This window comes from Dyadobacter sp. CECT 9275 (genome assembly GCF_907164905.1).
Lineage (GTDB): Bacteria > Bacteroidota > Bacteroidia > Cytophagales > Spirosomataceae > Dyadobacter > Dyadobacter helix.
Genome location: NZ_CAJRAF010000001.1, coordinates 718,119 through 744,593 on the forward strand (window position 1 = coordinate 718,119; position 26,475 = coordinate 744,593).

Sequence of the window (26,475 nt, forward strand, 5' to 3'; positions counted from 1 at the left end):
CTAATTGGATTGTTTGCCTGCTTTGGTGCGTTTCCAAATAACGCGGGCCTCTTTGAATGTCAGATAAGGAGTTCCCTTTTCGTTATTGAACCTGCTGATTTTATACAATATGTGCCAATGGCGAAGCAATACCTTCCAAGCTTCAAGTATGGAGAAGCCCGACTGATAAATGTGCGCTGGTTCTGCGCCCGCGCCATTCAGTTCCATAATTTTTATGTTTTTTCCTTGATACAGATCTTCCAGACCCGTGCATCGCAGGTCGTATCTTCCGAAGTAAAAGCCTTGAACCGACAGGCTGATCCGGTCGAAAACGGCCGTCAATGCCGGGGTGATCAGATGGTTGGCGTTCAGGAATTTGGTACCCAGGCAGTGATTTCCGATGGAAACCAATGTGATCTTTTCATGCATTCCCGGCACTGTTGTTAAAGATGTGGCATATTTAACTTTAAGACGCTCCCATTGCAAAACGGCCCGGTCGTTGGCCAGAATGAGTTCTGCAAGATTGTCCCGGCCATTTCCTGTGACGCTCAGAAATTCTTTTTGCACCATGGAAGATACCGTCCCACCTGGCTGATCGGGCATGCGGTAATAAAAAACGCCCAATTCGAGCGGGTAGTGGATGTATTCCTGGATCAGGTAATCAACCGGAGTTTTGCTATGATATTGTTCCAAAGCATTTAAATCGGCGATTTTCTCAACGCCCCAGCCGCGTTCGCCAGCGTTCGGTTTGGCAATCACCGGGAAATTCAAACCTGCAAAACGCAGTTTTTCCGGTAGGTCACGGCGGTCCGTTTTACGATTTATGAAAAGCGTCAACGGCTTGTATTCGTCACTAATCAGGTCAAGAATATCGATTTTCGATTCACCCAGCATCCCGCCTGACTCGATCGATGGATTGGAAGCGGAGAAAAACAAGAATGATCGGGCCTTGATCGAAAGCCAGAGCCAGTAGATAAAAACCGGGATATAAACCACGGCGAAAGGCCAGTATTCCCAGCTTCTCAAACGAATCAGACGAGCACTTCTGGAGGGCTTTAATTCTTTTGTTTCAGTGGCTGCATTCTCCCTGGTTTTAGTTGCAGGTTCCAGCTGTTCAGTTGGATACATACGTTTGATTTAGTTTTCTAAACGTTAATTCGCTTCGAATGAGGTCTTCATAAATCATTTCCGTTTGTTCGTCGGACCGTACAACGCTCGTCAGGCTGACGGTTGCGAACTGGTTGCCCCTTCTCATACAAACGGCATTTTCGGGATCGGCCTCACCAGCCGTTTTGTGAAAGGCGCGGATACCTTCCAGACATTGTCCCGATGCTGAATGGAGCCATTGCGAAAACCATAATTCCCGCCGGGTTATGATTTCGGGCGTGTAAAGTGTTGCCGATGACCATATACGTGGCCGGGAAGCATCCTTTTCTGTTTTAAAAAGCTGATCTCCTGTCCAGCGTAGCGTAAGCAGTTGGCCGTCTTCAATCAGTAGCAGTGTAAACGGCTCCAATCCTCCGAAATCATATTCGGAGGCAAAATGGTGTATCGTGAAATAGTCAAAGGCATGCAAAACAACCAGTCCCCGGCTGTGCCGGTAAGGCGGCTTGGGGTTGTGCGCTGTAAAAGCACCATTGAGCAGGCACACGGTACGTGTTTTTGAAGTGGCTATCCAGCTCCCCTGGCCCAGCGGATCCCTCGGAAATGTTATTTCCTGATCATGGTAGAGGACCGGATCCGATAGTTTTGCAGGCGGGCGGGTAAGTTTCTCGTCCCTGCTGGATGTCAGGATAAAACCGTCTTGAAATGGAAGATAACTAACCGTACACATATTGATATACCTTTTTAAGAGGTATATCAAATCCCGTTCCAAATAAGAATTGTAATATAATTAATTGATAATCAAAATTTTATTGGGATAGGTTAGTCGCTGCCCACTTCCGGAGCTTTCCGATATTTCGTAAAAGTCCTTTTAAACCGTAAACTGGTCCGGCCTTTTAATACCAAGTTTGCGCATTCTGGAATCCAGTGTGGTGGGAATCATGTCCAGGATTTCGGCCGCTCCATTTTTCCCGCTCACTTTCCAACGTGTTTTTTCAAGTACAAAAAGAATATGCTCCCGCTCACATTCTTCCATGGTCATCATATTTCCTTTTGTTCCAGCGGCAGGTTTGCGCGGAGACCAGTCGTCCAGCACCAGTGTCCTTCCGGGCGACATGATGACCGAGCGCTCCACCACGTTTTCCAGCTCACGAATATTGCCCGGCCAGTGGTAGGCCGTCAGGGTATCAATCAGGTTCTGAGGGATCTGGTCGATCGACTTACCCTGTTCAGCACCATGCTTCTGGCAGAAGTGCCTTACCAGCAGCGGAATATCTTCCTTTCTTTCACGCAGCGGGATACTGAAAACAGGGAATACATTCAGGCGATAATACAGATCCTCACGAAAACGCTGTTCCGTAATCTCCTTTTCCAGGTCACGGTTGGTAGCAGCAATGACCCGGACATTTACTTTTAAGGTTTTGGTACTTCCTACGCGTTCAAATTCACCTTCCTGCAACACACGCAGTAACTTTGGCTGCAGATCCAGAGGCATTTCCCCAATTTCGTCCAGAAATATAGTCCCACCGTCGGCCAGTTCAAACCGCCCTTGTTTTTGTGCCGTTGCGCCTGTGAACGCACCTTTCTCATGACCAAATAATTCGCTTTCGATCAGACTGGCGGGTAGCGCCGCGCAGTTCACTTTGATCAGCGGACGGTTTTTACGGTTACTCAGGTTATGTACTGCCCTGGCGAGCAGCTCTTTCCCGGTGCCGGATTCGCCCGTGATGAGGACAGTACTGTTGGTAGGCGCAACCTGCCCGATTTTGGTCAGTACTTTTTCAAAAACCTTACTCTGGCTGATGATATCATCCGGGTTTTTGGACTGCTTTATTTCTTCCTTCAGATAAACATTTTCGGCCTGCAGCTGATCTTTGAGCTTTTCAACTTCCGTCAGCGCCTTATTCAGATCGGCGGTACGGTCGGCGACGAGATTTTCCAGTTTTTGTCGAAGATTGGCAAGCGCCAGATGTGTTCCAATGCGCGACTGCACTTCGTGGATTTCAAAAGGTTTGGTAATGTAATCCACCGCTCCCATATTGAAACCGTTCACCTTATTGATGGTTTCGGTAAGAGCCGTCATGAAAATAACCGGTATGGCCTCCGTCGCCGCATGGCTTTTTAGTTGCCGGCAGGTTTCAAATCCGCTCATGCCGGGCATCATCACATCCAGCAAAATAAGGTCGGGCAAGGCATATCTGGCCTGTTCAACCGCACTTTTCCCATCAGTAGCAACCAGTACTTTGTACCCGGCTTTTGATAGTACGTCAAACAAAATACTGATGTTGTTTGGTGTGTCGTCTACAATCAGGATGGTATTCTTTGTGTGGTAAGGTGTGTTGGTTTTCATGTTTTGCCGAAAAAGATTAAAATATTTCCCCGTTTTGGTTCAGCTATTCAGGAGCCGTTGTACCGATCGTGCTGGTACCAGTCAGAAGGTATTAAGCTACAAGCATAAACTCAAATTTATAGATATTTCAGAATACTTAGGGAATCGGGAGTACGGGAGCATGTTGAGAGGTGGTAGAACATAGCCCTTTCTCAGAAACAGGCAGACTTAGGTTAAACAAAAAAACAGCCCCGCGGGGGAATCGCAGGGCTGATGGATATATAGTCGTCTAACAGGCTTGTAGCAAGAAGGAGCCTTACCTTTTTTCTACAAAATTCATATCTTTTGTAAAGGTTTCTTCGAGGAAGTACAGTGAGAATAATGCTACCGCACTGGTAGCTAATCCGATTAGCAGCCCGCTCTGAATCACACCAAGGTCTGGCTTGAACTGCACAAACAGCGCCGCAAGCGGAATGGTGGCGCCACGAACAAAATTGGGAACGGTGGTGGCTACAGTGGCTCTCAGATTGGTACCAAAAAGTTCGGCGGCAATGGTGATAAACAAGGTCCAGTAACCATTACAAAAACCGAGCAGGGCACATATCAGGTAGAAAGAGAACAGATCCTCCATAGGGAACATCAGGTAGGCGATCATCATCAGCAGCGAAAGGGAAATGAATATTCCGATTACCTTTTTTCTGCTTTTCAAATACTGGCTGAGCAGACCGCTCCCGATGTCTCCGAAAACCTGGCCCGAAAAAGCCAGCATGACGGCTTTCCCAGCATTGATTCCTTCCAAACCCTTAGCTGCACCGAATTCAGGAGAAAATGTAATGAGGATACCCACCACAAACCAGATCGGTAACCCAACCAGAATGGCCAGGAGGTACTTGGTGAAACGTTTGCCGTTGGTAAGGATCATCAGAATATTCCCCCGGTCAACCGTATGTTCCTTCACTTTCTGGAACATACCTGATTCAAATACGTTGAAGCGAAGAATGAGCAAAAGAAGGCCCATGCCGCCGCCCACAAAATAAGATACTCTCCAGGCAAAAAGATCAGCGACGAAGTAAGCCAGTATAGCACCGAGTACACCGAGCGTAGCCACCAGTGTAGTACCATAACCCCTTATTTCTTTCGGGAGTACCTCGGTTACCAAAGTGATACCAGCTCCCAGTTCTCCGGCCAAGCCAACACCGGCAACAAACCGGAGGATGGCGTATTGATCCAGCGTGGTGACGAAACCGTTTCCGATATTAGCCAGGGAATACATGATGATGGATCCAAAAAGCACAGAAAGCCGCCCTTTTTTATCTGCAATGATACCCCATAACACTCCGCCGATCAGCATACCGGCCATTTGGCTGTTCAGTAAAGTAATACCTTCGGTAAGGAGCTGATCCTGAGTAACACCGAGGGCTTTGAGGCTGGGGACACGTACAACGCTGAAAAGAAAAAGATCATACATATCAACCAGATATCCCAGTGCGGCAACAATTACCGGAACCTGCATGAGCTGTGAAAGCAAAGATGGACGCGATTCGTTGGATAAAGACATGGTCGGGCTTGGGTTTAAAATGTTTTTGCCAATGGCTGTGATCGGATGTACAACTGGTACTGGCAAAAACTTAGGAATTTATTTACATCACTTCTTACAATCTGTCGATCAGCATCCCTCCGTCGACTCCGATCACCTGGCCGGTTGAGTAAGGGAAATCTCCGCGTGTGAGCGAGGCTACTGCTTTTCCTACATCCTCCGGCGTTCCCCAGCGAGGCTGCAGTGCTATTCCGCCCTGGAATAAATTATCGTATTTCTCCTGTACTTTGGAGGTCATGTCCGTAGCAATAATGCCTGGCCGTATCTCAAAAACCGGGATGCCGTATTCCGCCATCCGGACAGCAAAAAGCATGTTGGTCATGGCCAGTCCGGCTTTGGAAATACAATATTCTCCGCGGTTGATGGAGGCAACCGTTGCCGAAATGGACGTCACGAAGATGATCGTAGCTTCAAATGCCTCGTGAACCTGTTTGGCCTGAGCCATTTTTTTTGCAATGCTTTGGGTAAAGAAAAATGGCCCTTCCAGGTTAGTCTGCATCACCTCCCTATAATTCTCGGGCGAAGTTTCCAGGATATCCAGTCGCTGTTTCGGCGCAATTCCTGCATTATTGACCAGCACGTTAATATGGCCCAGAGCGGCGTATGCAGTTTCAATAATTTGTTCGCGATCTTCTGCCTGTGCGATATTACCCTGGCAGTATGCCACCGTGGCACCTGATGCACGCAGTTCGTTAAGCGCATCCTGTGCATTTTCTTCGGGGCGCACGCCGTTAATGGCAAGATCGTAACCTTCCCGGGCCAGCGCTTTGGCAATTCCAAAGCCAATACCACGGCTTCCGCCGGTGATCAATGCTGTTTTTTTCATAGCAATTCGTTCAAAACTTTCCGGGGATTTGATCCCCGGAAAGTTTGGGTTAATGAAAATCTTACAGGGCCTCAATATTTACCCACTGGCGTTTTTCCCAGCTTTCAATACCTTTTTCAGCCAATTGTACACCGCGAGCTCCCGCTTTCAGATCCCAGGGGAACGGCGTATCTTTTACAATATGCTTGAGAAACAACTCCCATTGGGCCTTAAATGCATTGTCAAAAGCCTCTTGCTCGGGTACTTTTGACCAGCCTTCGAAGAAAGGGATGGGTTGTGGAATATCCGGGTTCCACACGGGCTTAGGCGTATTGCCATAGTGCTGAATGTAACACTCACGAAGGCCAGCTACAGCAGAGCCTTTGGTTCCGTCTACCTGTAAGGTCAGCAGGTCGTCACGCCTTACGCGTACTGTCCAGGAGGAGTTGAATTGTGCGATTACGTTTCCTTCCAGCTCGAAAGTTGCATAACATGCGTCATCAGCGGTACACTTGTAAGGCTTTCCGTTTTCATCAATACGCTCCGGAATATGCGTTGCTCCGAGGCAGGAAACCGCTTTCACATTTCCGAAAAGGTTGTCCAGTACATATCTCCAGTGGCAAAGCATATCCACAATGATGCCGCCGTCATCCTCCTTACGATAATTCCATGAAGGGCGTTGTGCCGGAATACTGTGACCTTCAAATACCCAGTACCCAAATTCACCGCGTACGGAAAGTATCTCTCCGAAAAAGCCGTTTTCCATAAGGCGTTTGAGTTTCAGTAAACCAGGGAGCCACAGTTTATCTTGCACCACACCATTTTTCAGCCCTGCTTTTGTAGCCAGGTCATACAGTTCCAATGCTTCTTCTGTGGTAGTACCGGTTGGTTTTTCACAGTAAATATGCTTACCTGCCAGTATTGCTTTTCTTACTGCTGCTGCGCGCCGTCCGGTTACCTGTGCGTCAAAATAGATCTGGTAATGCGGGTCGGCCAGCACCGAGTCCAGGTCAGTGGTGTACTTCTGAACACCCGACTGCTTGCAAAGAGCTTCCAGTTTGGCCACGTTTCTTCCCACCAGGATAGGGTCGGGCATGATCACTTCTTCAGCCGATATCTTTACACCCCCTTGTTCAATAATTGCTTTGATAGAACGCATCAAATGCTGGTTTGTACCCATACGGCCCGTAACGCCGTTCATGATAATACCGATGGTATGTGTTGTCATTTTGATAGATTTTTTTGATGATGGCTTGAAACTTGTGCCTCACGCCCGTTATGATTTGATACGATTCTTAAACTTTTTCTATGAAAGCGCCGGTTACCTCTTTCAAAAACTGATGCTGATCTTTTGCCCAATGGATATCAGAGAATATTTCTACCTCACAGTAACCGTCAAAACCAGCTGATTCGACCCAGCTCCGGATTTTTTTCAGATTAATACAGCCTTCCCCCATCAGTCCGCGGTCATTGAGCATATCCACGGTTTTCACTTTCCAGTCGCATACATGATATGCCAGCAGGTTTCCATTGGCCCCGCAACGGGCAATTTCCTTTTCCAGGTCACCGTCCCACCACAGGTGATACACATCTACTGCCACGCCAACATAAGATGATTGGAATATTTCAGCCATATCATTGGCCTGTCCAAGCGTATTGATCGCCGACCGGTCGGCCGCATACATGGGATGCAGTGGCTCAATAGCCAGTTTCACATTTAATTTTTCGGCCAGCGGAAGTATTGCTTCAATACCCTCCCTGATCTGTTCCCGGGATGTTTCAAGTGACTGGTCAGGAGATGCTCCGCAAACCAGTACGATCAGCGGAGCTCCCAGTGCCGCTGCTTCTTCCAGCAATTTTTTATTGTGATCAATCGCCTGTGCACGTCCGGCACTGCTGGTGTGAGGGAAGAAACCTCCTCTTACATAAGATACTACGTCAAGCCCTGCCTGGCGTATGAGCTCTCCTGCCCTGTGGGGGCCGATCCCCTCAATGGCATTTTGCCAGACACTTATTCCTTTCACGCCAGCGGCTGCATAGTTCTCAACAGCCTCCGGTAAAGTCCATGGACGGGTGGTGATGGTATGTATGCAGCACCTGTCTAATGTTATGTGATCCATTTTTCTCTATCAGCAGATTTTTGTTCCTAAAACGGGTACCTGGTTAAAATCAAGCTCCCTTTACGCTTCCCAGGTAGGAATAGTAAGGCAGGTTTTTGTTGATCCGGTGCAGGTACAAAGCAACTTCCCGTGCATGATAGTCGCCCCACATGCTGGACTCGCCATTGGGGATTTTATGGCCATCAGGAATATGATCCCATCCATTCGGACGGTGGTAAATACTGTGGAGTATCAGCCCCTGGTGGCTGGGGTCGGTGGAGAGATAGGGCTCTTCGAAGAGAGAATCAACAGCGGTAAGCCCTGCCTGCCAATACCTGTTTCCTGCTACCGTTTCGTTTTTGTCGGAAAGATATTTTCCCAACCGGAGCAACCCTTGCGCGCCGATGGCCGCTGCTGAACTGTCAATCGGTTCAAAGTCATTATAGGGGTCGGAGGTGCGCGAAGTATAGTCCCCCAGTTTGTGCATATGCGGCGCACCGGTATCCCAGTGAGGTATTCCGTCCGTCGCAGTGTTTTCGATGTAAAAATCACAGGTTGCTTTGGCTGCTTTCAGATATATCTCTTCCAATACCGTTCTGCCGCCAAGCGGGGCTAACTCTTCGTCAGAGAAATGAGGTAAGGTTTCCAGCTGTTCGGCAAAGCCAACCATGGCCCAGGCAAGTCCGCGGGTCCACGTGGTGAAGCCCGAAAATCCCTGCTGGGAATTAGGGCAACGGTAATTGCCGTCATTGGTATTAAATACACTTTCGTGGGCGGTTCTACCCCAAAGGTCATAGCTGTCACGGCCTTCTCCGTAATAGACTGAATATTTTGCAGTGGCAAGGGAATGTAAGGTGCCTCTTTCGAGCAAACTGGTTTTCAGGTCGTTCTCACCCATGTAGTTATGCCCCAGTAAATGGGATACCATCAGGGCACGTACCGAGCGGATCGTATCCACAAACAATGAATGCCTGCCATTGAACGAGTGGATAAATCCCTGGCCATCCTTCACGGAGGTCCAGCGGTTAGCCTGTACGGCGCCTGATATTTTCAAAGCTACTTCATAAAAATTTCTTTCCCACTCGTTTTCAGGAATCCTGCCCTCGTTCATCAGACGCAGAAGATTACCATAGGTGCTCACGTTGTTAAAACCATGGTCATGTACTCCGAAATGGCTTACGTGCGACGCCATGTTATTCACGGTATTTTTTTTAGCACTTGCCAGGAAGCTGGCATCGTTGGTGGCGTCGTATTGTAAAACCTCAGCTCCGTATTGAAACCCTTGTGTCCATTCGGTCCAGCCTCTGAGGGTATATTTCCCTTTGACAGTGAAAACAGGGGTACCTTTGGTATTATCGTATTCCTTGTTAATGAGGTCAATCTTTTCGGCAGAAAGTTGCCATAACCTGTCGATTTTTGATTGGAGACCAGCAGCAGTCAGATCAGTACGGATTTTCATAAAGTATTGTTTTGATCAGAAATTTAAGTCCTCAAAGTACCAATGCCTTTTTTAATTGAACATCTGAAAGGAAAGTATGGTATTATTAAGTCTTGTTATTTTTGTACAATACAAAGATATTTGCCAGAAAACCGAAGGGCAAGGTACATTTTAGGTATTAAATGGTACTTTTCCGAACAAGTTCACGGTATTCATTGGGTGTGAGTCCGCATTTCTTTTTGAAGATCCTGCCGAAGTAGGAGGGATCATCCATTTGAATGTGATAGGCAATCTCTTTGCTGCTGAGCTGCGTAAAAACCAGCAGTCGTTTTGCCTCCAGTAAAAGTTTGTCAAGAATATATTCCTGCGAAGAAATAGCCAGGTATTTCCGCACAATTTTGCTCAGATAATCCGGAGAAACCGAAAGCTGCTGTGCATATTGCTGTACCTCGTGCCATTGCAGGAAGTTTTTTTCGACCAGTTCCTGGAACCTTCCCACGAGTTCCGGAACGCTTCCTGTGACCGTAGTGTCTTGAAGTGGGCGTAACTGCCTGATCATTCCGCATTTTTGCAAAAGTATCCCAAGGTATTTGCCAATCAGCGACGGGTCGGTATCTGCGGCGAGGTGTTCGGTGACCATGTTTTCCATGATATTATGGAAATAGTGCCTTTCAGTTTCCGATAGGGGAATTACGGACTGTCGTTTAGCGGGTTGAAAAAACGTGAACTTGGTCAGCGACGGAGCCGCAGGGTTATAAAACGAATAGAATTCTTCGGAAAATGCAACTATAAAGCCCTGACAATGAGTATTAAAATGCAGCAGGTGCACCTGCCCTGGTGTGAGAAAATGCAGGCCCGGACCCTGAATGGGCACCGAGTGGAAATCTATTTCATGAAATCCCTGCCCTTCCTCTATGAAAAGGATTTCGTAATAGGTGTGCCTATGCGGCTCGTCGGTAGGCAAGGGTGTGATAGGTAGCGTAACAGGCGATTCTTTCTGGATTCCCAGGCTATTTTTGAAACGATAAATTTTTAATGCCGGTATGATATACTGGGATTTTGGAAGTGTATGAACCGGTATATTGCCCGACATGCTGCAGGGGTTTGCTGTTTGAATATTGTATACTTTTTAATAAGTAGGGAAATGAGAAAAACTACCATTATCCTGCTCGGGAGTGAAAAAAAGACAGAGAAGCCCGGGCTGCCGTACGTAATATTCTCCCCGAAAAGCCAGGGCTAATCACGGGAAATGGACAGATATTCCGAAATATCATTTTTACCTGCTGATTTACGTTTAATTTTGGAGGTTGGGTAAAAAAGAATTGTTACCTGTTTGGTGATAAATTTTACCTTTTCAATGTTAGTTCAGGATACTGCGGGCGGAATGTGAAATCCCGCGTCAAAGAAGGAATCATTACAAATCTTAAGTCTGTTGCACTGTGAATCAGGAAACTAAAAGTGGTAAAATATTTGATCTTCCAACCCTGAGGCGTCTTTATACGTTCGTTCATCCTTACCAGAAGCAGTTTTATTTACTCATCTTTATCATTTTCCTGAACGCGATTCTGGCTCCGCTTACGCCGCTCCTGATCAAATATACCATTGATACCCCCATTGCAGGAGGCGATTACCAGCAGCTGACGGTCATGCTGGTGATGATGATTGTGGTCATCATGATGCAGGGTGTTGTCCAGTTCTGCAATACCTACATGTCGGGCTGGTTGGGGCAGCATATCATCCGGGATATCCGCGTGCAGCTGTACGAGAAGATAATTGGCCTCAGGTTGAAATTCTTTGACAATACACCCATCGGACGGCTGGTGACGCGCACCATCTCGGATGTTGAAACGCTCTCCAACGTTTTCAGTGACGGTATGGCAGCCATTGCTGGAGATATACTACAGCTGGTGCTGATCATCGGTGTCATGTTCTATACCGACTGGAAGCTGTCGGTGATCAGCCTTTCCATGATTCCCCTGATGTTATTCTGTACCTATGTTTTCAAGGAAAAAATCAAGGATTCTTTCAACGAGGTAAGAGCGGCCGTTTCCAATCTCAACTCCTTCGTACAGGAACATATCACGGGAATGAGTATTGTGCAGATATTCAGCAGTGAAGATACCGAGTATCGTAAGTTTCAGGAGATTAACCGGGTACACCGTGACGCCAACATCCGTTCCATACTTTACTATTCTGTGTATTACCCGGTTGCAGATGTGATCGCAGCAGCCGGAACTGGCCTTGTGGTCTGGTACGGAAGCAAGCAGATGCTGGACGCCGAAGTTTCTTTCGGTACCGTTACTGCTTTTGTCATGTTTATCAATCTATTTTTCAGGCCGATCCGGCAGCTGGCCGACAGGTTTAATACCCTGCAAATGGGTATTGTAAGTACCGACAGAATACTCAAACTGCTGGACAGTGATGAATTTACAACCAACGAAGGTACGTTTGCACCGGCTACAATCAGGGGAAATGTGGAATTCCGGAACGTGTGGTTTGCCTATAATGAGGAGGAATATGTGCTGAAAGATATCACTTTTAAGGTGGAAGAAGGGAAAACCATCGCTTTTGTAGGTGCTACGGGAGCAGGGAAGTCATCGATTATCAACCTGTTAAGCCGGTTTTACGACATCAACCGAGGGCAGATACTTATAGATGGAGTAGAGGTGCACGATTACGAACTGAGTGCTTTACGAAAACACATCGGAGTGGTTTTACAGGATGTTTTTCTGTTTTCCGATACCATTGAAAATAACATCCGCCTGGGGGATGATACCATCACGCACGATAAAATAGTGGAGGCAGCCAAGCTTGTCGGCGTTCATGATTTTATTGAGCGTTTGCCTGGGGGATATACCTACAATGTGATGGAACGTGGGGCAACGTTGTCGGTGGGGCAGCGGCAGCTGATATCGTTTGTGAGGGCGATGGTGCATGAACCCAAAATCATTGTACTGGACGAGGCGACCTCATCCGTAGATAGCGAAACGGAAGAACTTATTCAGAAAGCAATTGAGAAACTAATGAAAGGCAGAACGGCCATTGTGATTGCCCACAGGCTTTCTACCATACAAGAAGCCAACAAAATCATTGTGGTGGATAAAGGGCTGATCATGGAAGAGGGGACCCATGAACAATTACTAGAGCAACAGGGATTCTATGCCCGGTTGTATCAAATGCAATATAAAGAGGTGTTGAAAGTTTAGGAATGCTGGAAACCTAAGCCCGATTTTTCAGATACCCTTTACAAAACAAAAGGCAATGCGAAATCCGCATTGCCTTTTGTTTTGTAAACCTAACGGTTAGGATCTACTTCTTTTTCGCTCCAGCAAGGCTAGGCTCTTTGGAAAGCTGAATGAGGTCAACTAACATCCGGCCGGTTTCAGTCAGGTAAATATCTTTTTTCTTTTTGTCCGACTTGGGTGCTTCAACTGCCTTGCCATCCAGGGTGTCCTCTTCATCTTCAGAGTCTTCCCCAAGCTGTTTCATGGCAAGCCGTTTTTTCTCGGCTTCATCACGCTCCACTTTTCGTTTGGCTTCCTGTAGAGAAACAATTTTGTTCTCCCGGGCTTTTTTGAATTCATCAAGCGTTTTTACCAAGGTTTTCAGCTCTTCGTCCGTATTCAGGCGATGTTTGTATTTGTCTTTGAGCTGACCCAGAATTTTATCTGTGATCATGTTGGTAGACTCAAAACGCGCGGTAGCAATCTGATCCCACGGTAATGCGCTGGCCTGCGAACCCTCGCCATACTCGTTTGTTTTAAATGCGGTTGGCAGGTCAAGGTCGGGCGTCACACCTTTAAGTTGCGTGCTGCTACCATTGATGCGGTAGAATTTGGCTACGGTCAGTTTCACCTGGCCCAGCTGATCCGTCTCTTTGGGGACCCACTGGTTCAGATCTATCAGAGTTTGCACGGTTCCTTTACCGTAGGTCTGTTCCCCTACAATAATACCTCTTTTATAATCCTGAATAGCCGCCGCGAAAATTTCAGAGGCCGATGCGCTAAACCGGTTCACCATTACTGCCATAGGGCCGTTGTAGGCTATGGCTGGATCGGTGTCAGGCTGTACTTCTATGTCGCCCGTTTGGCCTTCCTTCACTTGCACCACAGGTCCTTTGTTGATAAAAAGGCCGGTAAGGGAAACGGCTTCGGTTAGCGAGCCGCCGCCGTTGTTGCGGAGGTCAATCACAATACCATCTACATTTTCCTGCTGCAATTCGGTGATCAGTTTCTGTACATCGCGGGTAGTGCTGGAGAATTCCTTTTCCTTTTGCTGTGCACCCTCAAAGTCCCGGTAGAACAAAGGAATATCAATTACCCCAACTTTGTAGGTTTTGTTGGAAGCACTTACCGAAACCACTTCTTTCTTGGCACGTTGTTCTTCGAGTTTTATTTTTTCACGAACCAGACGGTATTCTTTCGGCGGAGTTCCCGGTAAAGCATCGGCTGACAGGATCTGAAGGCGTACCACAGTTCCTTTAGGGCCTTTGATGAGTTTCACGGCGTCGTCTACAAACCAGCCGACAATATCCACCATTTTGCCTTCATCACCCTGTGCTACTGCCAGTATCTTGTCTTCTTTTTTAAGCTGTTTCCCTTTGAAAGCCGGTCCTCCCGGAATAACCTCCACAATTTTGATATAGTTGTCTTCCTCTCTCAAAAGCGCACCGATACCTTCCAGCGACTGGCTCATTTCCTGTTTGAAACGGTCAGCCGAAGTAGGAGCCATGTAACTCGTGTGCGGATCCAGTGATTCGGCATAAGCATTCATAAACATCTGGAATACCTGCTCCGTACGGATGCGGCCCAGTGCACGGTCTCTGTTTTTGTAACGATCGCGCAAAGTGGTTACGACTGACGTATCTGCTTTGCCTGAAAGTTTCAGATCCAGCGCTTCACTTTTCAGGTACTTTCTCCAGGTATCATTGAGTTCATCGGTGCTTTTGGCCCAGGGCGCTTTTTCGCGGTCGGTATTGATGGACTCGTCAACAGAAAAATCAAAAGGAGCAGGTTCTTTCAGCAGCGCCTGTATATACTCGCTACGTTCTTTGTATCGTTTTCTGAAAACATTGTAGATATCAAAAGGTACAGCCAGCTCTTTGTTCTGAAGATAGTCATCAAATGAAAGACGGTATTTTTCAAAGTCTTCCAGATCGGACGCCAGGTAATATAAGCGGCTATGGTCAATGCCGTCGATATACCGGTCAAAGATAGCTGACGACAGGGAGTCGTTCAGTTTTATTTTTCTGTAATGATAATTAGATAAGATACGTGTGGTGAGCTCCTCTGCTCTGTGCTGGGCGGCAACCGGTTTAATGTCGTCCTGCAGAGAAGATTCTGTGGGAATCAATACACGATTTTCCTGAACAGGGCCGCGCTGCCAACCAAGCAGTACCACAGGAATGAGCGTTATCAGATACTTTTTCATCTGTCTTAAATTAAATTTAAAAGGTCAGCAGTGCGACTCCACAATATAACTTGCAACGAGTATAACAACATTTAAATCATTTAGTATCCCTGAAATGTTCCGGCTTTCTCAAGTGGATCATTGCCTGAAGATAACGTATGATCTCAATTTCTTAACCGGAAATTTTTGTATTCCGATTGATAGTCGTCCCCACAAATCGAATCGTCACCTAATTTATTTAACTATCTCGAGTAATTCCACTTCAAACACCAGCGCGGAGTATCCCGGGATCTGGGGGCCGGCGGCACGTTCGCCGTATGCCAGCTGGTAAGGAATGAATAGTTTCCATTTGGACCCTACGGGCATTAGCTGAAGTGCTTCTGTCCATCCTTTGATTACACCATTGACAGGAAATTCAACGGGTTCGCCTCTCTGTACGGAGCTGTCAAAAATCGTTCCATTGGTCAGCGTGCCATGGTAGTGAGTCTTCACTTTATCCGTGGCAGCAGGCTTTGGACCTTCGCCCATTTTGATCACCTGATACTGCAAGCCGCTTTCTGTGGTTACGACACCCTCTTTCTTCTTGTTTTCTTCCAAAAACTTTTCACCTTCAATTCTTACGGTCGCTCCTTTTTCTTCCATCATCTTTTGAAAATATTCTCCTATGAACTTATTGGCCTCTTCAGGTCCGAAGGCTGTTTTCTCACCTTTCAAGGCCGCCTTAACGGTTTGCGTCAGTACATCGGCATTGATATTATCGATTCCCTGGGAGCTTAGTGAATTTGAAAAGCTCACACCAATTGCTGCGGATAAAGAATCCATTTTATTTTTGAGTACATTCGGTGCGGATGCCGCTTTTGCAGGAACTGCCGCTGTTTTTTTTACCGGCGCCGCGGGTGCTTTTGTTTTTTTTGCGGTTTGAGCGAAACTCTGGGAGGCTGCTATCGAAATCAGGAGGATGGCGGCAATACTCGTTTTCTTTAATTTGTACATTCTGGTTTAAAACGGTCTGTAAGTAATTTTGAATTATTAAGATTGGTAAACGAATACAATTACAACAAAAACACAATTACTACCTAAAAAAGTTTTAAAAACCTTACAAACGATTGGTAAACGGCCATTTTCCGGTATAAAAGCCTGTAGCGATGGCACCCTTGGAAAAGTCTAATTTTTATCCACAATGTTTTGATGGATTAATATTTATTTTCAAGAAATAAAACCCTACCTTTGCGGCTGATTTCAAAATCTTACTACTATACTCTAAATTAGTCAATTATACTATGGTATCTGTTAGACCGGACGAAGTTTCGGCAATCCTGCGCGAACAACTGGCAGGCGCTAAATCTGAGGCAGAACTCGAAGAAGTTGGAACAGTGCTTCAGATCGGTGACGGTGTGGCCCGTATTTATGGCCTTTCTCAGGTGCAGGCGGGTGAGCTGCTTGTTTTTGAAAACGGCCTCAAAGCGCTTGCACTAAACCTTGAAGAAGATAATGTCGGAGCTGTTTTGCTGGGTGATTCCAGCGATATTAGCGAAGGAGCAACAGTAAAACGTACAAAAGAAATCGCTTCGGTAAAAGTTGGAGAAGGGATTATCGGCCGTGTTGTGAATACGCTTGCTGAACCGATTGATGGCAACGGTCCTCTTCAGGGAGAGCTTTTTGAAATGCCTATCGAGCGAAAAGCGCCGGGGGTAATTTACCGGCAGCCGGTTACGGAACCTCTTCAGACAGGTATCAAAGCAATTGACGCGATGATCCCTATCGGGCGTGGCCAGCGTGAGTTGATCATCGGTGACCGCCAGACAGGTAAAACAGCCGTTGCGATTGATACAATCATCAATCAGAAAGAATATTATGACAAAGGTGAACCCGTATTCTGTATTTACGTTGCCTGCGGACAGAAAGCTTCTACCATAAAAGGTATTGAAGCAACCCTTCGCCGCTACGGAGCAATGGATTACACGGTGATCGTGGCAGCCGGTGCTTCGGATCCTTCACCTATGCAGTTTTATGCTCCTTTTACGGGTGCTGCCATTGGGGAATATTTCAGAGATACGGGCCGTCCGGCATTGGTGGTTTATGATGACCTTTCTAAACAAGCCGTGGCATACCGTGAGGTATCTTTGCTGCTTCGCCGCCCTCCGGGACGTGAAGCATATCCTGGAGACGTATTTTACCTGCACAGCCGTTTGCTGGAGCGTGCAGCGAAGATCATCGCAGATGATACAATCGCTGAAACCATGAATGACCTTCCGCCTTCACTCGTAGGCAAGGTGAAAGGTGGCGGTTCCCTTACGGCTCTTCCCATTATTGAAACACAGGCAGGTGACGTTTCTGCTTATATCCCAACCAACGTAATTTCTATTACGGACGGTCAGATATTCCTTGAATCAAACTTGTTCAACTCAGGTATCCGTCCTGCTATTAACGTGGGTATTTCGGTATCCCGTGTGGGAGGTAATGCGCAGATCAAGTCAATGAAAAAGGTATCAGGTACCTTAAAGCTGGATCAGGCGCAGTTCCGTGAACTTGAAGCCTTTGCTAAATTCGGATCGGATCTGGATGCAGCCACCAAGCTGGCTATTGACAGGGGACGTCGCAACCAGGAAGTTTTGAAACAACCACAGTATGCGCCGGTATCTGTTGAAAATCAGGTAGCAATGGTATATGCTTCTACAAAAGGCTTATTGGATAAGGTGGACGTGACGCAGGTGAAAGCGTTTGAAAAGGACTTCCTGAACGTACTGGGTTCACAATACAGCGATGCGCTGGCGGGACTCCGTGCAGGAAAACTGGATAACAGCATTACCGATGTTCTGGAAAAAGTAGCCAAAGAAGTAGCTGCTAAATATTAAGCATATTAAATAGTGTTATACTTTATTCGGGTGATATCGGATAAAGTATAACTTTTAACTTACCAAAAATGGCAAGCTTAAAAGAAGTACGTAACCGGATCGTATCGGTCAACTCTACACAGCAGATTACCAAGGCCATGAAAATGGTTGCGGCGGCAAAGCTTCGCAGGGCACAGGATAATATTCTGCAGATGCGCCCCTACGCGCAGAAGCTTAATGAAATGCTTTCAACAGTATCTGCAGGTTCGGAAAGTTCGGTGGAAACACCTCTGAAAGCAGTACGTGCTGCGGAAAAAATACTGATTGTTGTTGTAACTTCCGACCGTGGGTTGTGTGGGGCATTTAACACCAATGTTGTGAAAGCAACACTGCTGCTCATTGAAGAAAAATATGCTGTACAGGCTGCAAAAGGTAACGTGGAAATATTTGCGATCGGTAAAAAAGGAGCGGAGTCATTTACCCGGAAAGGCTACAAAGTGAATACTGCCTTTGTAGATACTTTTAGCAGACTGAATTTTGTGACTGTAAAAAGTGCTGCTGAGCAGATTATGACAGCCTTTGCAGAAGGGCAGTATGATGTGGTGGACCTTGTTTTTAACGAATTTAAAAACGTTGCAACACAGATCATCCACACAGATCCTTATCTGCCGATCGTGTCTGAAGATACAAGCAAGAAAAGTAAAAAAACGGAGGTAAATTATATTTTCGAGCCGACGGAAGAAGAGATTATGGCTGAGCTGATACCAAAATCGCTCAAAATCCAGCTCTACCGCGCTGTTCTGGAATCAAATGCATCTGAACAGGGTGCAAGGATGACCGCCATGGACAAAGCAACTGAGAATGCACAGGAACTTCTGAAAGAGCTGAAACTGATTTACAACCGGACGCGGCAGGCGGCCATCACAACGGAGATCCTCGAAATTGTGGGTGGTGCGGAAGCGCTCAAAAATTCATAGAGATCTGTAAGATTGCAAAAAAGCGGACAGGAAACTGGCCGCTTTTTTTGTGCCGTATCTGTGGTAGATTTTTCGGTTTGTTGTATTCGAAACAATATTAGCTTTATCTTTCCGGTTCTTACATCATTATACCCGGTACACTTTTATGAACAGCAGATTCATTTTCAAGGCAGTTATAGCATTATTACTGTCAGGCGGTGCGGTAGCGGCGCAGACAGTTGACGAAATTGTGAACAAACATGTGGATGCTATGGGAGGTGCAGCAAAGCTGGCCCAGCTCAAAAGTGTCAGGATAGCTGCAGACATGGAGGTAATGAATATGCAGGTGCCGGTAACCACCACCATCGTTCAGGACAAGGGTTTCCGGAGCGAGACCACCGTGCAGGGAATGACAATCATACAATCGGTGAATGGTAATACCGGATGGGCCATGAACCCCATGAGCGGAGATACCAAAGCCGTTGCTTTACCCGAAGAAGCAGTGAAGGCTTTGTCGGCCGAAACAGATCTCACCGGTTTGTATAACTATAAGCAAAAAGGATATGTCCTGACCCTGGAAGGTGAAGACGAAGTGCAGGGAGCAAAGGTTTACAAGGTATCCATGACGGTGAAAGGAGGGATCAAACGTATCAACTACATTTCAAAAGATACTTTTTATATTCTCAAGATAGTGTCTGCGGGCAACATGGGCGGGCAGGAAATTACCACTGAAAATGTACAGTCGAATTTTAAACAGATAGATGGTATCACCTTTGCTTTTACCTCGGAGGTGAAAAATTCTATGATGCCGGGGGCAACCATGCTGGCGAAAATCAAGTCGGTGGAGGTCAATTCCAAGATTGATGAAAGCATATTCCAGATGCCAAAGTGAGTGTCGGAAGTACTTGTTTCAGAACGAAAAAAATCTCAGCAAAAAAAGTTGAGATTTTTTTCGTGTAAAGGAACTCTTTGAAACTAATACATGTATATACATTAAATGTAAATACACTTAAAAATATAAAATACAATGGCTACTAAAACAACATGGGTAATTGACCCAACGCATTCAGAAGTACAGTTTAAGGTAAAACACCTTGTAATTTCAACTGTAACAGGTTCATTTAAGTCTTTTGAAGGATCGGTTGAAACCGAATCTGAAGATTTTGACGGCGCAACAGTAAGTTTTTCAGCGGATACTGCAAGTATTGATACTAACATGGAACAACGCGACGGACACCTGAAATCAGCTGATTTTTTTGATGCCGAGAACTATCCTAAACTAACCTTTACAGGAATTTTGGTTAAAACCGGTGATGATACTTTTTCATTGAAGGGAGATCTTACCGTGAAAAACATTACCAAACCATTCGAACTAAAAGCAGAATATGGTGGTAACATGACGGACTTTTACGGCAACAACAAATCGGGTTTCGAGCTGTCGGGTAAAATCAACCGTAAGGAATTCGGTCTGGAATGGAGCGCTGTAACCGAAGCAGGTGGCGTGGTAGTAGGTGATGAGGTGAAACTGATTGCTAACGTTCAGGTCGTTAAGCAATAACGGAAGAGACAGCTTAACCGTTAGGATGATAATGATTCACAGTGGGTACGGAATAATTTCTGTGCTGGCTGTGAATTCTTATTTTATAACCGTCAACTATTCTTTTTCAATTTCGGGGAGAAAATGAAGGGTATCGTCTTTATGTTATTACTTTTGACGAAAAAAGAACTTTACCTTGATCATTGAAACACGAGCCTATGCCCGGGCCGGGCTTTTGGGCAATCCTTCTGACGGCTTTTTTGGAAAGACCATTTCCATTTCAGTTAGAAATTTCGGTGCTTCTATTTCCCTTTATGAATCTCCTGAATTGCATATTGAACCTGAACCACAGGATGGCAGCACGTTCCGGAGCATTTACCACTTGCGGGATTCCGTAAGTATGTTGGGTTATAATGGAGGCATTCCGCTCATCAAAGCGGGTATCAAAAAGTTTGGAGATTACTGTGAGGAGCATAACATCAAGCTGCACAACAGGAATTTTACGGTCCGTTACCGGTCTTCCATCCCAAGGCAGGTGGGTATGTCAGGTTCCAGTGCCATAGTGGTAGCCCTTTTCAGGGCGCTGATGCAGTTTTATAAAGTTGAAATTCCGCTGGAAATTCTGCCGCAACTGGTGATGGTTACCGAGACCGAGGAACTTGGAATTACGGCTGGCCTTCAGGACCGGGTGATCCAGTGTTATGAAGGATGCGTTTATATGGATTTTGATAAAAATCTGATCCAGAAACAGGGCTATGGGAAATATGAACGAATAGACCCGGCGCTGCTCCCCAAGCTGTATGTGGCCTACAATACTAATTTGAGTAAAGTTTCGGGGAAAGTACACAGTGACGTCCGGACCAGATATGACCGGGGGGAAGAAGAGGTTATTGATGTACTGGGGCAAATTGCCGATAAAGCCAGGCAGGGTCACCAGGCATTACTGGAGGGGCGGCCTCATGACCTGCACCAGTTGATGAACGAAAACTTTGATCTCCGGTGTAAAATATATAATGTGCCGGATTCCAACAAAAAGCTGATAAACGCTGCGCGGGCCTGCGGTGCATCAGCAAAATTTGCCGGCTCAGGAGGGACGATCATTGGTATCTATCATGATGATGACATGCTGAATCAGTTATTTGTACAGCTTAAAAAATTCAATGCGAGGGTTATCAAGCCATTTGTGGTTTAAGTGGTTTCAACTGTTGGCGATTGGCCATTAGCAAACGTCCGCGAACAGGCATTTGATAATATAAAAATTCACATATAGTTAAAGAATTCATCCAGTTTCGTGCTAATGGCTAACTGCTAAAAGCCAAAACCTATACTTATGATTCGTAAAGCCGTAATACCAGCAGCCGGACTCGGAACCCGGTTTTTGCCTGCAACCAAGTCAATGCCCAAAGAGATGCTGCCGATCATTGATATTCCTACCATTCAGTATGTGGTACAGGAGGCGGTGGACTCTGGAATTGAGGATATCCTGATCATTTCAGGTAAAGGAAAACGTGCCATTGAAGATCATTTTGACCGGAATGTGGAGCTTGAAAGCCGTTTGGAGGAAAAAGAAGATCTGCTGTGGTTCAATGAAATGCGGAGGCTGGCTGATATGGCCAACGTGCATTTTGTTCGTCAGAAAGAAGCCAATGGTTTGGGTGACGCCATATACTACGCCCGACATCATGTTGGTAATGAACCTTTTGCAGTTTTACTGGGAGATACCATCATGGATTCGGTGATCCCTGTTACACAGCAGTTAATGGATACCTATGAGCAGTATGGAGGTTCGGTAATAGCTGTGGAACAGGTACCGGCCAATAAGGTGAATAGGTATGGTATAGTAGGCGGCAATGCGCTGAGTGATAAAATTTTAGAACTTACTACCCTGATTGAAAAACCTGCCATTGACATGGCGCCTTCTAATCTGGCCATCGCGGGGAGGTACGTACTCAGTCCTGAGATTTTTTCTGCCATCGAGCAAACGCCGAAGGGGAAAAACAATGAAATTCAGCTGACCGATTCCCTTTTGTTGCTTTTGAAACGCGAAAATATTTTTGCACATCATATAGAGGGCAAACGCCATGACATAGGAGATAAGCTCGACTATCTGAAAACCACGGTAGAATTTGCCTTGAAAAGGAAAGAATTTGCCGAGCCTTTCCGTAAATTTTTGGTTAGGATATTGGAAGAAAACTAATATTGAAAGGGCCGTATGCCATGGATTTTTGCCATTGCATACGGCCCTGTTTATTAATCTGCTTAGTTTGCCATCCATATTGGTGGTCCGCAAATCATTAATTTTTGCAGTGATATACCAATTAGCACTAAGACTATAAATGGTCGAAAATTTTAAGTTTTCGTTCCATATTTAAACGTCCAAACAAACCTAAACGGATTCAAGCGCCTGGTTCGAGTGAATTTTAATAAAACCTTGAAAGGTGTATTATCTGTGCCGCCGCCAAAGAAAGACAAGTAGGATCTACACGAAAATCATTGTAGAGAATTCGATCAAACATATAATAAGATGGAGAGCAAAATATAGTATTTTTAGAGTTAAACTATTGATAATAAATAATTTATAAAATAATAGGAATTGGTTTATTTGGCTTTTACCTTGCTCACATTATTCAATTTAAACAGAAAAACAATGTGGACAAAAGTTTATTCAATAGAAGATTGGCCTAAGGAAGAAGTAAGTGTTGCCTTTTGTTTGAAAGATTCAGAGCAGGTGATAATGGGCAAAGTCATATCAGATTGTGTTGTCTTAAAAGACGGAATGCAGCTTTCAGGAACAGTGTATCAATTTGATCAAGTTGATCAATATCAAATCAAAGATTTTACAATTATTAGTGGTTAATCAAAAGGGCCAGTTGCTCAACTGGCCTTACTTTTTGTCTGCTTAGTGTAAATTGGTATATAATTGCCTTAATTTTTGCCGCTTCCCTTCATAACACCTGCCAGTCCGTTTTTCCAATACTTCGTTGCTGCTGGTATTGTTTTGCATAATCACTTAGAAATTCTTAATTAAAACAAGAAAATATTTCAGCCCATCTGCCAAACGGCTTGTGCCTTCCCCGTGGTCAGGATTTTGGATGAAAAGGATCTTAGCTTTTGTAGGTGATAAACTTCCCAAAGCGTGCCATTTTCAATCAGATTGCCTTAACTTAGCCACCAGGAAACAAACTAAAAAATGGCCGGTATATTTTCTACAGCTAAAAAGGCAGGGCTTGACGGCTTTCTTCTTGCTTTGCTAGGGATGATCGTACTGGCGTATTTATGGCCTTCTCCGGGAATGAAATCCAGTCCGGTACCTCTTTCCGAAATATCGACTTACGGTGTTTCCGTTATCTTCTTTTTCTATGGTTTAAGGCTGAACCGGGAGAAGTTAAGTGCAGGCCTCAGCAACTGGAAACTGCATGCCATGGTGCATTTGTCCACGTTTGTGTTGTTTCCAGTACTGGCTTTTGTATTTCGCCCGCTGTTTCACAGTACCGACGCCCGGACCCTCTGGCTGGCTATCTTCTTTTTAACAGCTTTGCCGTCCACCGTATCTTCTTCTGTGGTAATGGTATCCATTGCCCGGGGTAATGTGCCGGCGGCCATATTCAATGCCAGTATATCCAGTCTTTTAGGCGTTTTTCTTACACCTTTCTGGATGAGCCTGGTACTGGAAAATTCCTCAGGCAATAATGATCTGCTCTCAGTAGTCGGAAAGTTGTCTTTGCAAGTATTACTTCCGGTTGCGGCGGGAATGTTCCTGAACAGCCGGTGGGGTAACTGGGCGGAGAAGAACAAAAAGTATATCCGGTATCTGGATCAGTCTTCCATTTTACTGATCGTATATACCTCATTTTGTGAGTCATTTGGAGAGCATTTATTTCGTAGTTTTGATTTAAAAGATATCCTGTTTTTAGGGCTAGGAATGCTGGCCATGTTTTTCGCTATTTATTTCCTGCTGACTTTCATCAGCCGATTATTGCGGTTCAGTCATGAGGATGAAATCACAGCGGTTTTCTGCGGTTCGAAAAAATCGTTGGTGCAGGGAGCGGTCATGTCAAAGGTATTGTTTGCAGGCCCGCAGGCCGGTGTTATGTTATTGCCCATTATGGTATACCATGCGTTGCAGCTTATCGTTGCAAGTATAATCGCTCAGCGTATGGCTGCAAAAATTGAAATGCAAAATAAACGTAACGCCCGCTTTGTATGAGACTGATTTCTTGGTTACTGCGTTTGGTCGTACTGATTGTCCTGATCATGGGAATTCGCAGTATGTTTGATAATTTCAGGTCGGGTAGCTGGTTTCCTGCCTGGCTCACGGGGAAAGAGGAGACAGAAACCGTGCATACGGTTGTCCTGCAGGAGATAACGGCAATGGGTAAGCTGGAACTTGTGAAGTACAATTTTAAGGATGTGGTGGAACAGGAGGTTGTGAAAACATGGCTGCCCAATGCCAAAGCGGTGCTGATTGTTCAGGGAGAAGCGATAGGTTGTGTAGACCTGACCAAAGTAGTGATTGCCGATATTACTACTGAACAGGAAATGCTGGTGGTTAACCTGCCCGACCCTGAGTTGTGCGTATTTAAAATTGACCATAGCAAATCAAAAGTTTATAATACGGAGTATGCGTTCCTGGAAGAAGCCAAATTGGTGGAGGACGCCTACCGGCAAGCTGAAAAGCAGATACAGAAGTCGGCGTTGGATATGGGAATTTTAGACCAGACCAGAGAGAATGCAAGAAAAATTCTCACACCACTGCTTGAAAAAGCTTCGGGTAAAAAAGTATTGCTGAAATTTCCGATGAATACCAAAATTGATAAATTAAGATAAATCTGACACCGAGTCCTTAAAAAAACAGGCTATGCTTACCCTTGAAAAATTTGAACAACTGGTAACAGAGGATTTGCTCGAAACAGTTGTAGTTGCTTTTACGGATCACTATGGAAGGATGATGGGCAAGCGGGTGGATGCAGAGTATTTTCTGGATAGTGTTGCCAGAGGCGGAACACACGGCTGTGATTATCTGCTCACAACGGATATGGAAATGGAACCTGTGCCGGGTTATTCCTACGCAAGCTGGGAGCTGGGGTACGGCGATTTCCACATGGTTCCTGACCTGGAAACACTACGCCTTGCCGACTGGCTGGAAAAAACGGCCATTGTGATGTGTGATCTGCATAATGATAAAACCCACGTGCTGGAGAGTGTTGCTCCGCGTTCCATTCTGAAGAAACAGCTGGAAGTGATCGACAAAGACGGGTTGAAATGTTTTGCTGCTTCTGAACTTGAATATTACCTGCTTGAAAACAGTTACAAGGAAGCTTTCCAGAAAAATTACCAGGATCTTACCCCGGCTGGTTATTATCTGGAAGATTATCATATTCTGCAAGGTACCCGAAATGAGAAGTTTACCTCGGTAGTACGCAGGCATCTGAAAAAATCGGGGATACCCGTGGAAACTTCTAAGGGAGAATGGGGGCTGGGCCAGCATGAGCTGAATGTAAGGTACTCGGAAGTACTGCCCATGGCCGACAACCATATCATCTACAAACAGTGTATGAAAGAAGTGGCCGATGCAATGGGGCTGTCGGTTACTTTTATGGCGAAGTTTGCTACCGACCAGGCCGGATCCAGCAGTCATATCCATATGAGCTTATGGAAAGACGGAAAAAATGCCTTTGCCGGAGATCAGCAATTTGGACCCGTAAAAGGCTCTGACCTTTTCAGATGGTTTCTGGGCGGATGGATTAAATATGTACCCGATGTAATGCCCTTCTATGCACCGACTGTCAATTCGTATAAACGATTTGTGGACGGGTCGTGGGCGCCCACCAGGCTGGCCTGGAGTTATGATAACCGTACCGCCGGATTCCGTGTGGTGGGCAGCGGCCCGAGTTTACGTATCGAATGCCGGATTCCGGGTGCAGACTGTAATCCCTATCTTGCTTTTGCGGCATCACTGGCGTCAGGGCTGGCCGGGATTGAAAATAAAATTGAGCCGCCTGAAATCTTTGTCGGTGATATTTATGCGGCCGCTCATTTGCCAAGGGTCCCTTATACCCTGGCTGAGGCCACCACAATGTTTGAAAACAGTGAATTTGCCAAACAAACCTTCGGGCCAGAGGTAGTTGCCCATTATGCTCACTTTTTCAGAACAGAACAAAGTGCCTATGACAAAACGGTAACAGACTGGGAAAGAAAGCGATACTTTGAAAGAATTTAAGGGCCGGTTAATTGGATAAATCCTGAAACGAGGCCTGTAAAAAATATGTGGCCGGCCAGGCTATGAGTTCTGGTTGGACCATTTGGGTAGCACTATTTTAGCCCTGTGGAATAGGTCTTAATACTTGTGATATTTAAATGAGAATATCAGGATTTTTTGAAGAAATTT

22 protein-coding genes are annotated in these 26,475 nt (G+C 45.7%); 11 read left to right on the forward strand and 11 right to left on the reverse strand.

Annotated elements, in window-relative coordinates:
* The 9 genes from KOE27_RS02840 to KOE27_RS02880 all read right to left on the reverse strand — a co-directional run bounded on the left by KOE27_RS02840 (window position 1) and on the right by KOE27_RS02880 (window position 10,444).
* Window positions 1-1,107 (reverse strand): ATP-grasp domain-containing protein, encoded by a 1,107-nt coding sequence (locus KOE27_RS02840; RefSeq protein WP_215237336.1) that lies wholly within the window; start codon window positions 1,105-1,107, stop codon window positions 1-3.
* Window positions 1,094-1,813, reverse strand: a complete 720-nt coding sequence (locus tag KOE27_RS02845; protein WP_215237337.1) for an NRDE family protein — start codon at window positions 1,811-1,813, stop codon at window positions 1,094-1,096. The genes KOE27_RS02840 and KOE27_RS02845 overlap by 14 nt, the downstream gene beginning before the upstream one ends.
* 141 nt (window positions 1,814-1,954) lie before the next feature.
* Entirely contained in the window at window positions 1,955-3,433 is a 1,479-nt protein-coding gene (locus tag KOE27_RS02850) for a sigma-54-dependent transcriptional regulator (protein ID WP_215237338.1), read from the reverse strand.
* Window positions 3,434-3,728: 295 nt separating this feature from the next.
* Complete coding sequence (locus KOE27_RS02855; RefSeq protein WP_215237339.1) at window positions 3,729-4,970, reverse strand: MFS transporter; 1,242 nt, start codon at window positions 4,968-4,970, stop codon at window positions 3,729-3,731.
* A 94-nt stretch (window positions 4,971-5,064) separates the two neighbouring features.
* On the reverse strand, window positions 5,065-5,835 hold the full coding sequence (locus KOE27_RS02860; RefSeq protein ID WP_215237340.1) for a 3-ketoacyl-ACP reductase: 771 nt from the start codon (window positions 5,833-5,835) through the stop codon (window positions 5,065-5,067).
* Window positions 5,836-5,896: 61 nt separating this feature from the next.
* Window positions 5,897-7,042: a Gfo/Idh/MocA family protein gene (locus KOE27_RS02865; protein ID WP_215237341.1), complete on the reverse strand. Its 1,146-nt coding sequence runs from the start codon at window positions 7,040-7,042 to the stop codon at window positions 5,897-5,899.
* A 67-nt stretch (window positions 7,043-7,109) separates the two neighbouring features.
* Window positions 7,110-7,934, reverse strand: coding sequence for a sugar phosphate isomerase/epimerase family protein (locus KOE27_RS02870; RefSeq protein WP_215237342.1), 825 nt, complete (start codon window positions 7,932-7,934; stop codon window positions 7,110-7,112).
* Between the two features lie 49 nt (window positions 7,935-7,983).
* A complete protein-coding gene (locus tag KOE27_RS02875) occupies window positions 7,984-9,372 on the reverse strand; it encodes a glycoside hydrolase family 88 protein (RefSeq protein ID WP_215237343.1) in 1,389 nt (462 codons plus the stop codon).
* Window positions 9,373-9,529: 157 nt separating this feature from the next.
* On the reverse strand, window positions 9,530-10,444 hold the full coding sequence (locus tag KOE27_RS02880; protein ID WP_215237344.1) for a helix-turn-helix domain-containing protein: 915 nt from the start codon (window positions 10,442-10,444) through the stop codon (window positions 9,530-9,532).
* Between the two features lie 346 nt (window positions 10,445-10,790).
* Here KOE27_RS02880 and KOE27_RS02885 point away from each other — a divergent pair, with 346 nt between their 5' ends.
* On the forward strand, window positions 10,791-12,557 hold the full coding sequence (locus tag KOE27_RS02885) for an ABC transporter ATP-binding protein (protein ID WP_215237345.1): 1,767 nt from the start codon (window positions 10,791-10,793) through the stop codon (window positions 12,555-12,557).
* Between the two features lie 103 nt (window positions 12,558-12,660).
* Here KOE27_RS02885 and KOE27_RS02890 read toward each other — a convergent pair whose 3' ends face one another.
* Complete coding sequence (locus KOE27_RS02890) at window positions 12,661-14,781, reverse strand: carboxy terminal-processing peptidase (protein WP_215237346.1); 2,121 nt, start codon at window positions 14,779-14,781, stop codon at window positions 12,661-12,663.
* A gap of 213 nt (window positions 14,782-14,994) precedes the next feature.
* Window positions 14,995-15,753: an FKBP-type peptidyl-prolyl cis-trans isomerase gene (locus tag KOE27_RS02895; protein WP_229252609.1), complete on the reverse strand. Its 759-nt coding sequence runs from the start codon at window positions 15,751-15,753 to the stop codon at window positions 14,995-14,997.
* A 287-nt stretch (window positions 15,754-16,040) separates the two neighbouring features.
* Here KOE27_RS02895 and atpA point away from each other — a divergent pair, with 287 nt between their 5' ends.
* From atpA to KOE27_RS02945, 10 genes are all read left to right on the forward strand, one after another.
* Window positions 16,041-17,615: a F0F1 ATP synthase subunit alpha gene (gene atpA, locus KOE27_RS02900; RefSeq protein ID WP_215237347.1), complete on the forward strand. Its 1,575-nt coding sequence runs from the start codon at window positions 16,041-16,043 to the stop codon at window positions 17,613-17,615.
* A gap of 68 nt (window positions 17,616-17,683) precedes the next feature.
* Window positions 17,684-18,571, forward strand: coding sequence for an ATP synthase F1 subunit gamma (gene atpG / locus KOE27_RS02905; RefSeq protein WP_215237348.1), 888 nt, complete (start codon window positions 17,684-17,686; stop codon window positions 18,569-18,571).
* Between the two features lie 145 nt (window positions 18,572-18,716).
* Window positions 18,717-19,442, forward strand: coding sequence for an outer membrane lipoprotein-sorting protein (locus tag KOE27_RS02910; protein ID WP_215237349.1), 726 nt, complete (start codon window positions 18,717-18,719; stop codon window positions 19,440-19,442).
* A gap of 135 nt (window positions 19,443-19,577) precedes the next feature.
* Window positions 19,578-20,108 (forward strand): YceI family protein, encoded by a 531-nt coding sequence (locus tag KOE27_RS02915; protein WP_215237350.1) that lies wholly within the window; start codon window positions 19,578-19,580, stop codon window positions 20,106-20,108.
* A 175-nt stretch (window positions 20,109-20,283) separates the two neighbouring features.
* Entirely contained in the window at window positions 20,284-21,279 is a 996-nt protein-coding gene (locus KOE27_RS02920; protein WP_215237351.1) for a mevalonate kinase family protein, read from the forward strand.
* Between the two features lie 138 nt (window positions 21,280-21,417).
* The gene (galU, locus tag KOE27_RS02925; RefSeq protein WP_215237352.1) at window positions 21,418-22,284 is read left to right on the forward strand and encodes a UTP--glucose-1-phosphate uridylyltransferase GalU; all 867 of its coding nucleotides are present in this window, start codon (window positions 21,418-21,420) and stop codon (window positions 22,282-22,284) included.
* Between the two features lie 450 nt (window positions 22,285-22,734).
* Window positions 22,735-22,944 (forward strand): hypothetical protein, encoded by a 210-nt coding sequence (locus KOE27_RS02930; protein ID WP_215237353.1) that lies wholly within the window; start codon window positions 22,735-22,737, stop codon window positions 22,942-22,944.
* A 333-nt stretch (window positions 22,945-23,277) separates the two neighbouring features.
* Complete coding sequence (locus tag KOE27_RS02935) at window positions 23,278-24,294, forward strand: bile acid:sodium symporter family protein (RefSeq protein WP_215237354.1); 1,017 nt, start codon at window positions 23,278-23,280, stop codon at window positions 24,292-24,294.
* A complete protein-coding gene (locus KOE27_RS02940; protein WP_215237355.1) occupies window positions 24,291-24,914 on the forward strand; it encodes a DUF4230 domain-containing protein in 624 nt (207 codons plus the stop codon). The genes KOE27_RS02935 and KOE27_RS02940 overlap by 4 nt, the downstream gene beginning before the upstream one ends.
* 31 nt (window positions 24,915-24,945) lie before the next feature.
* Entirely contained in the window at window positions 24,946-26,307 is a 1,362-nt protein-coding gene (locus tag KOE27_RS02945; protein ID WP_215237356.1) for a glutamine synthetase family protein, read from the forward strand.
* Window positions 26,308-26,475: the final 168 nt, after the last annotated feature.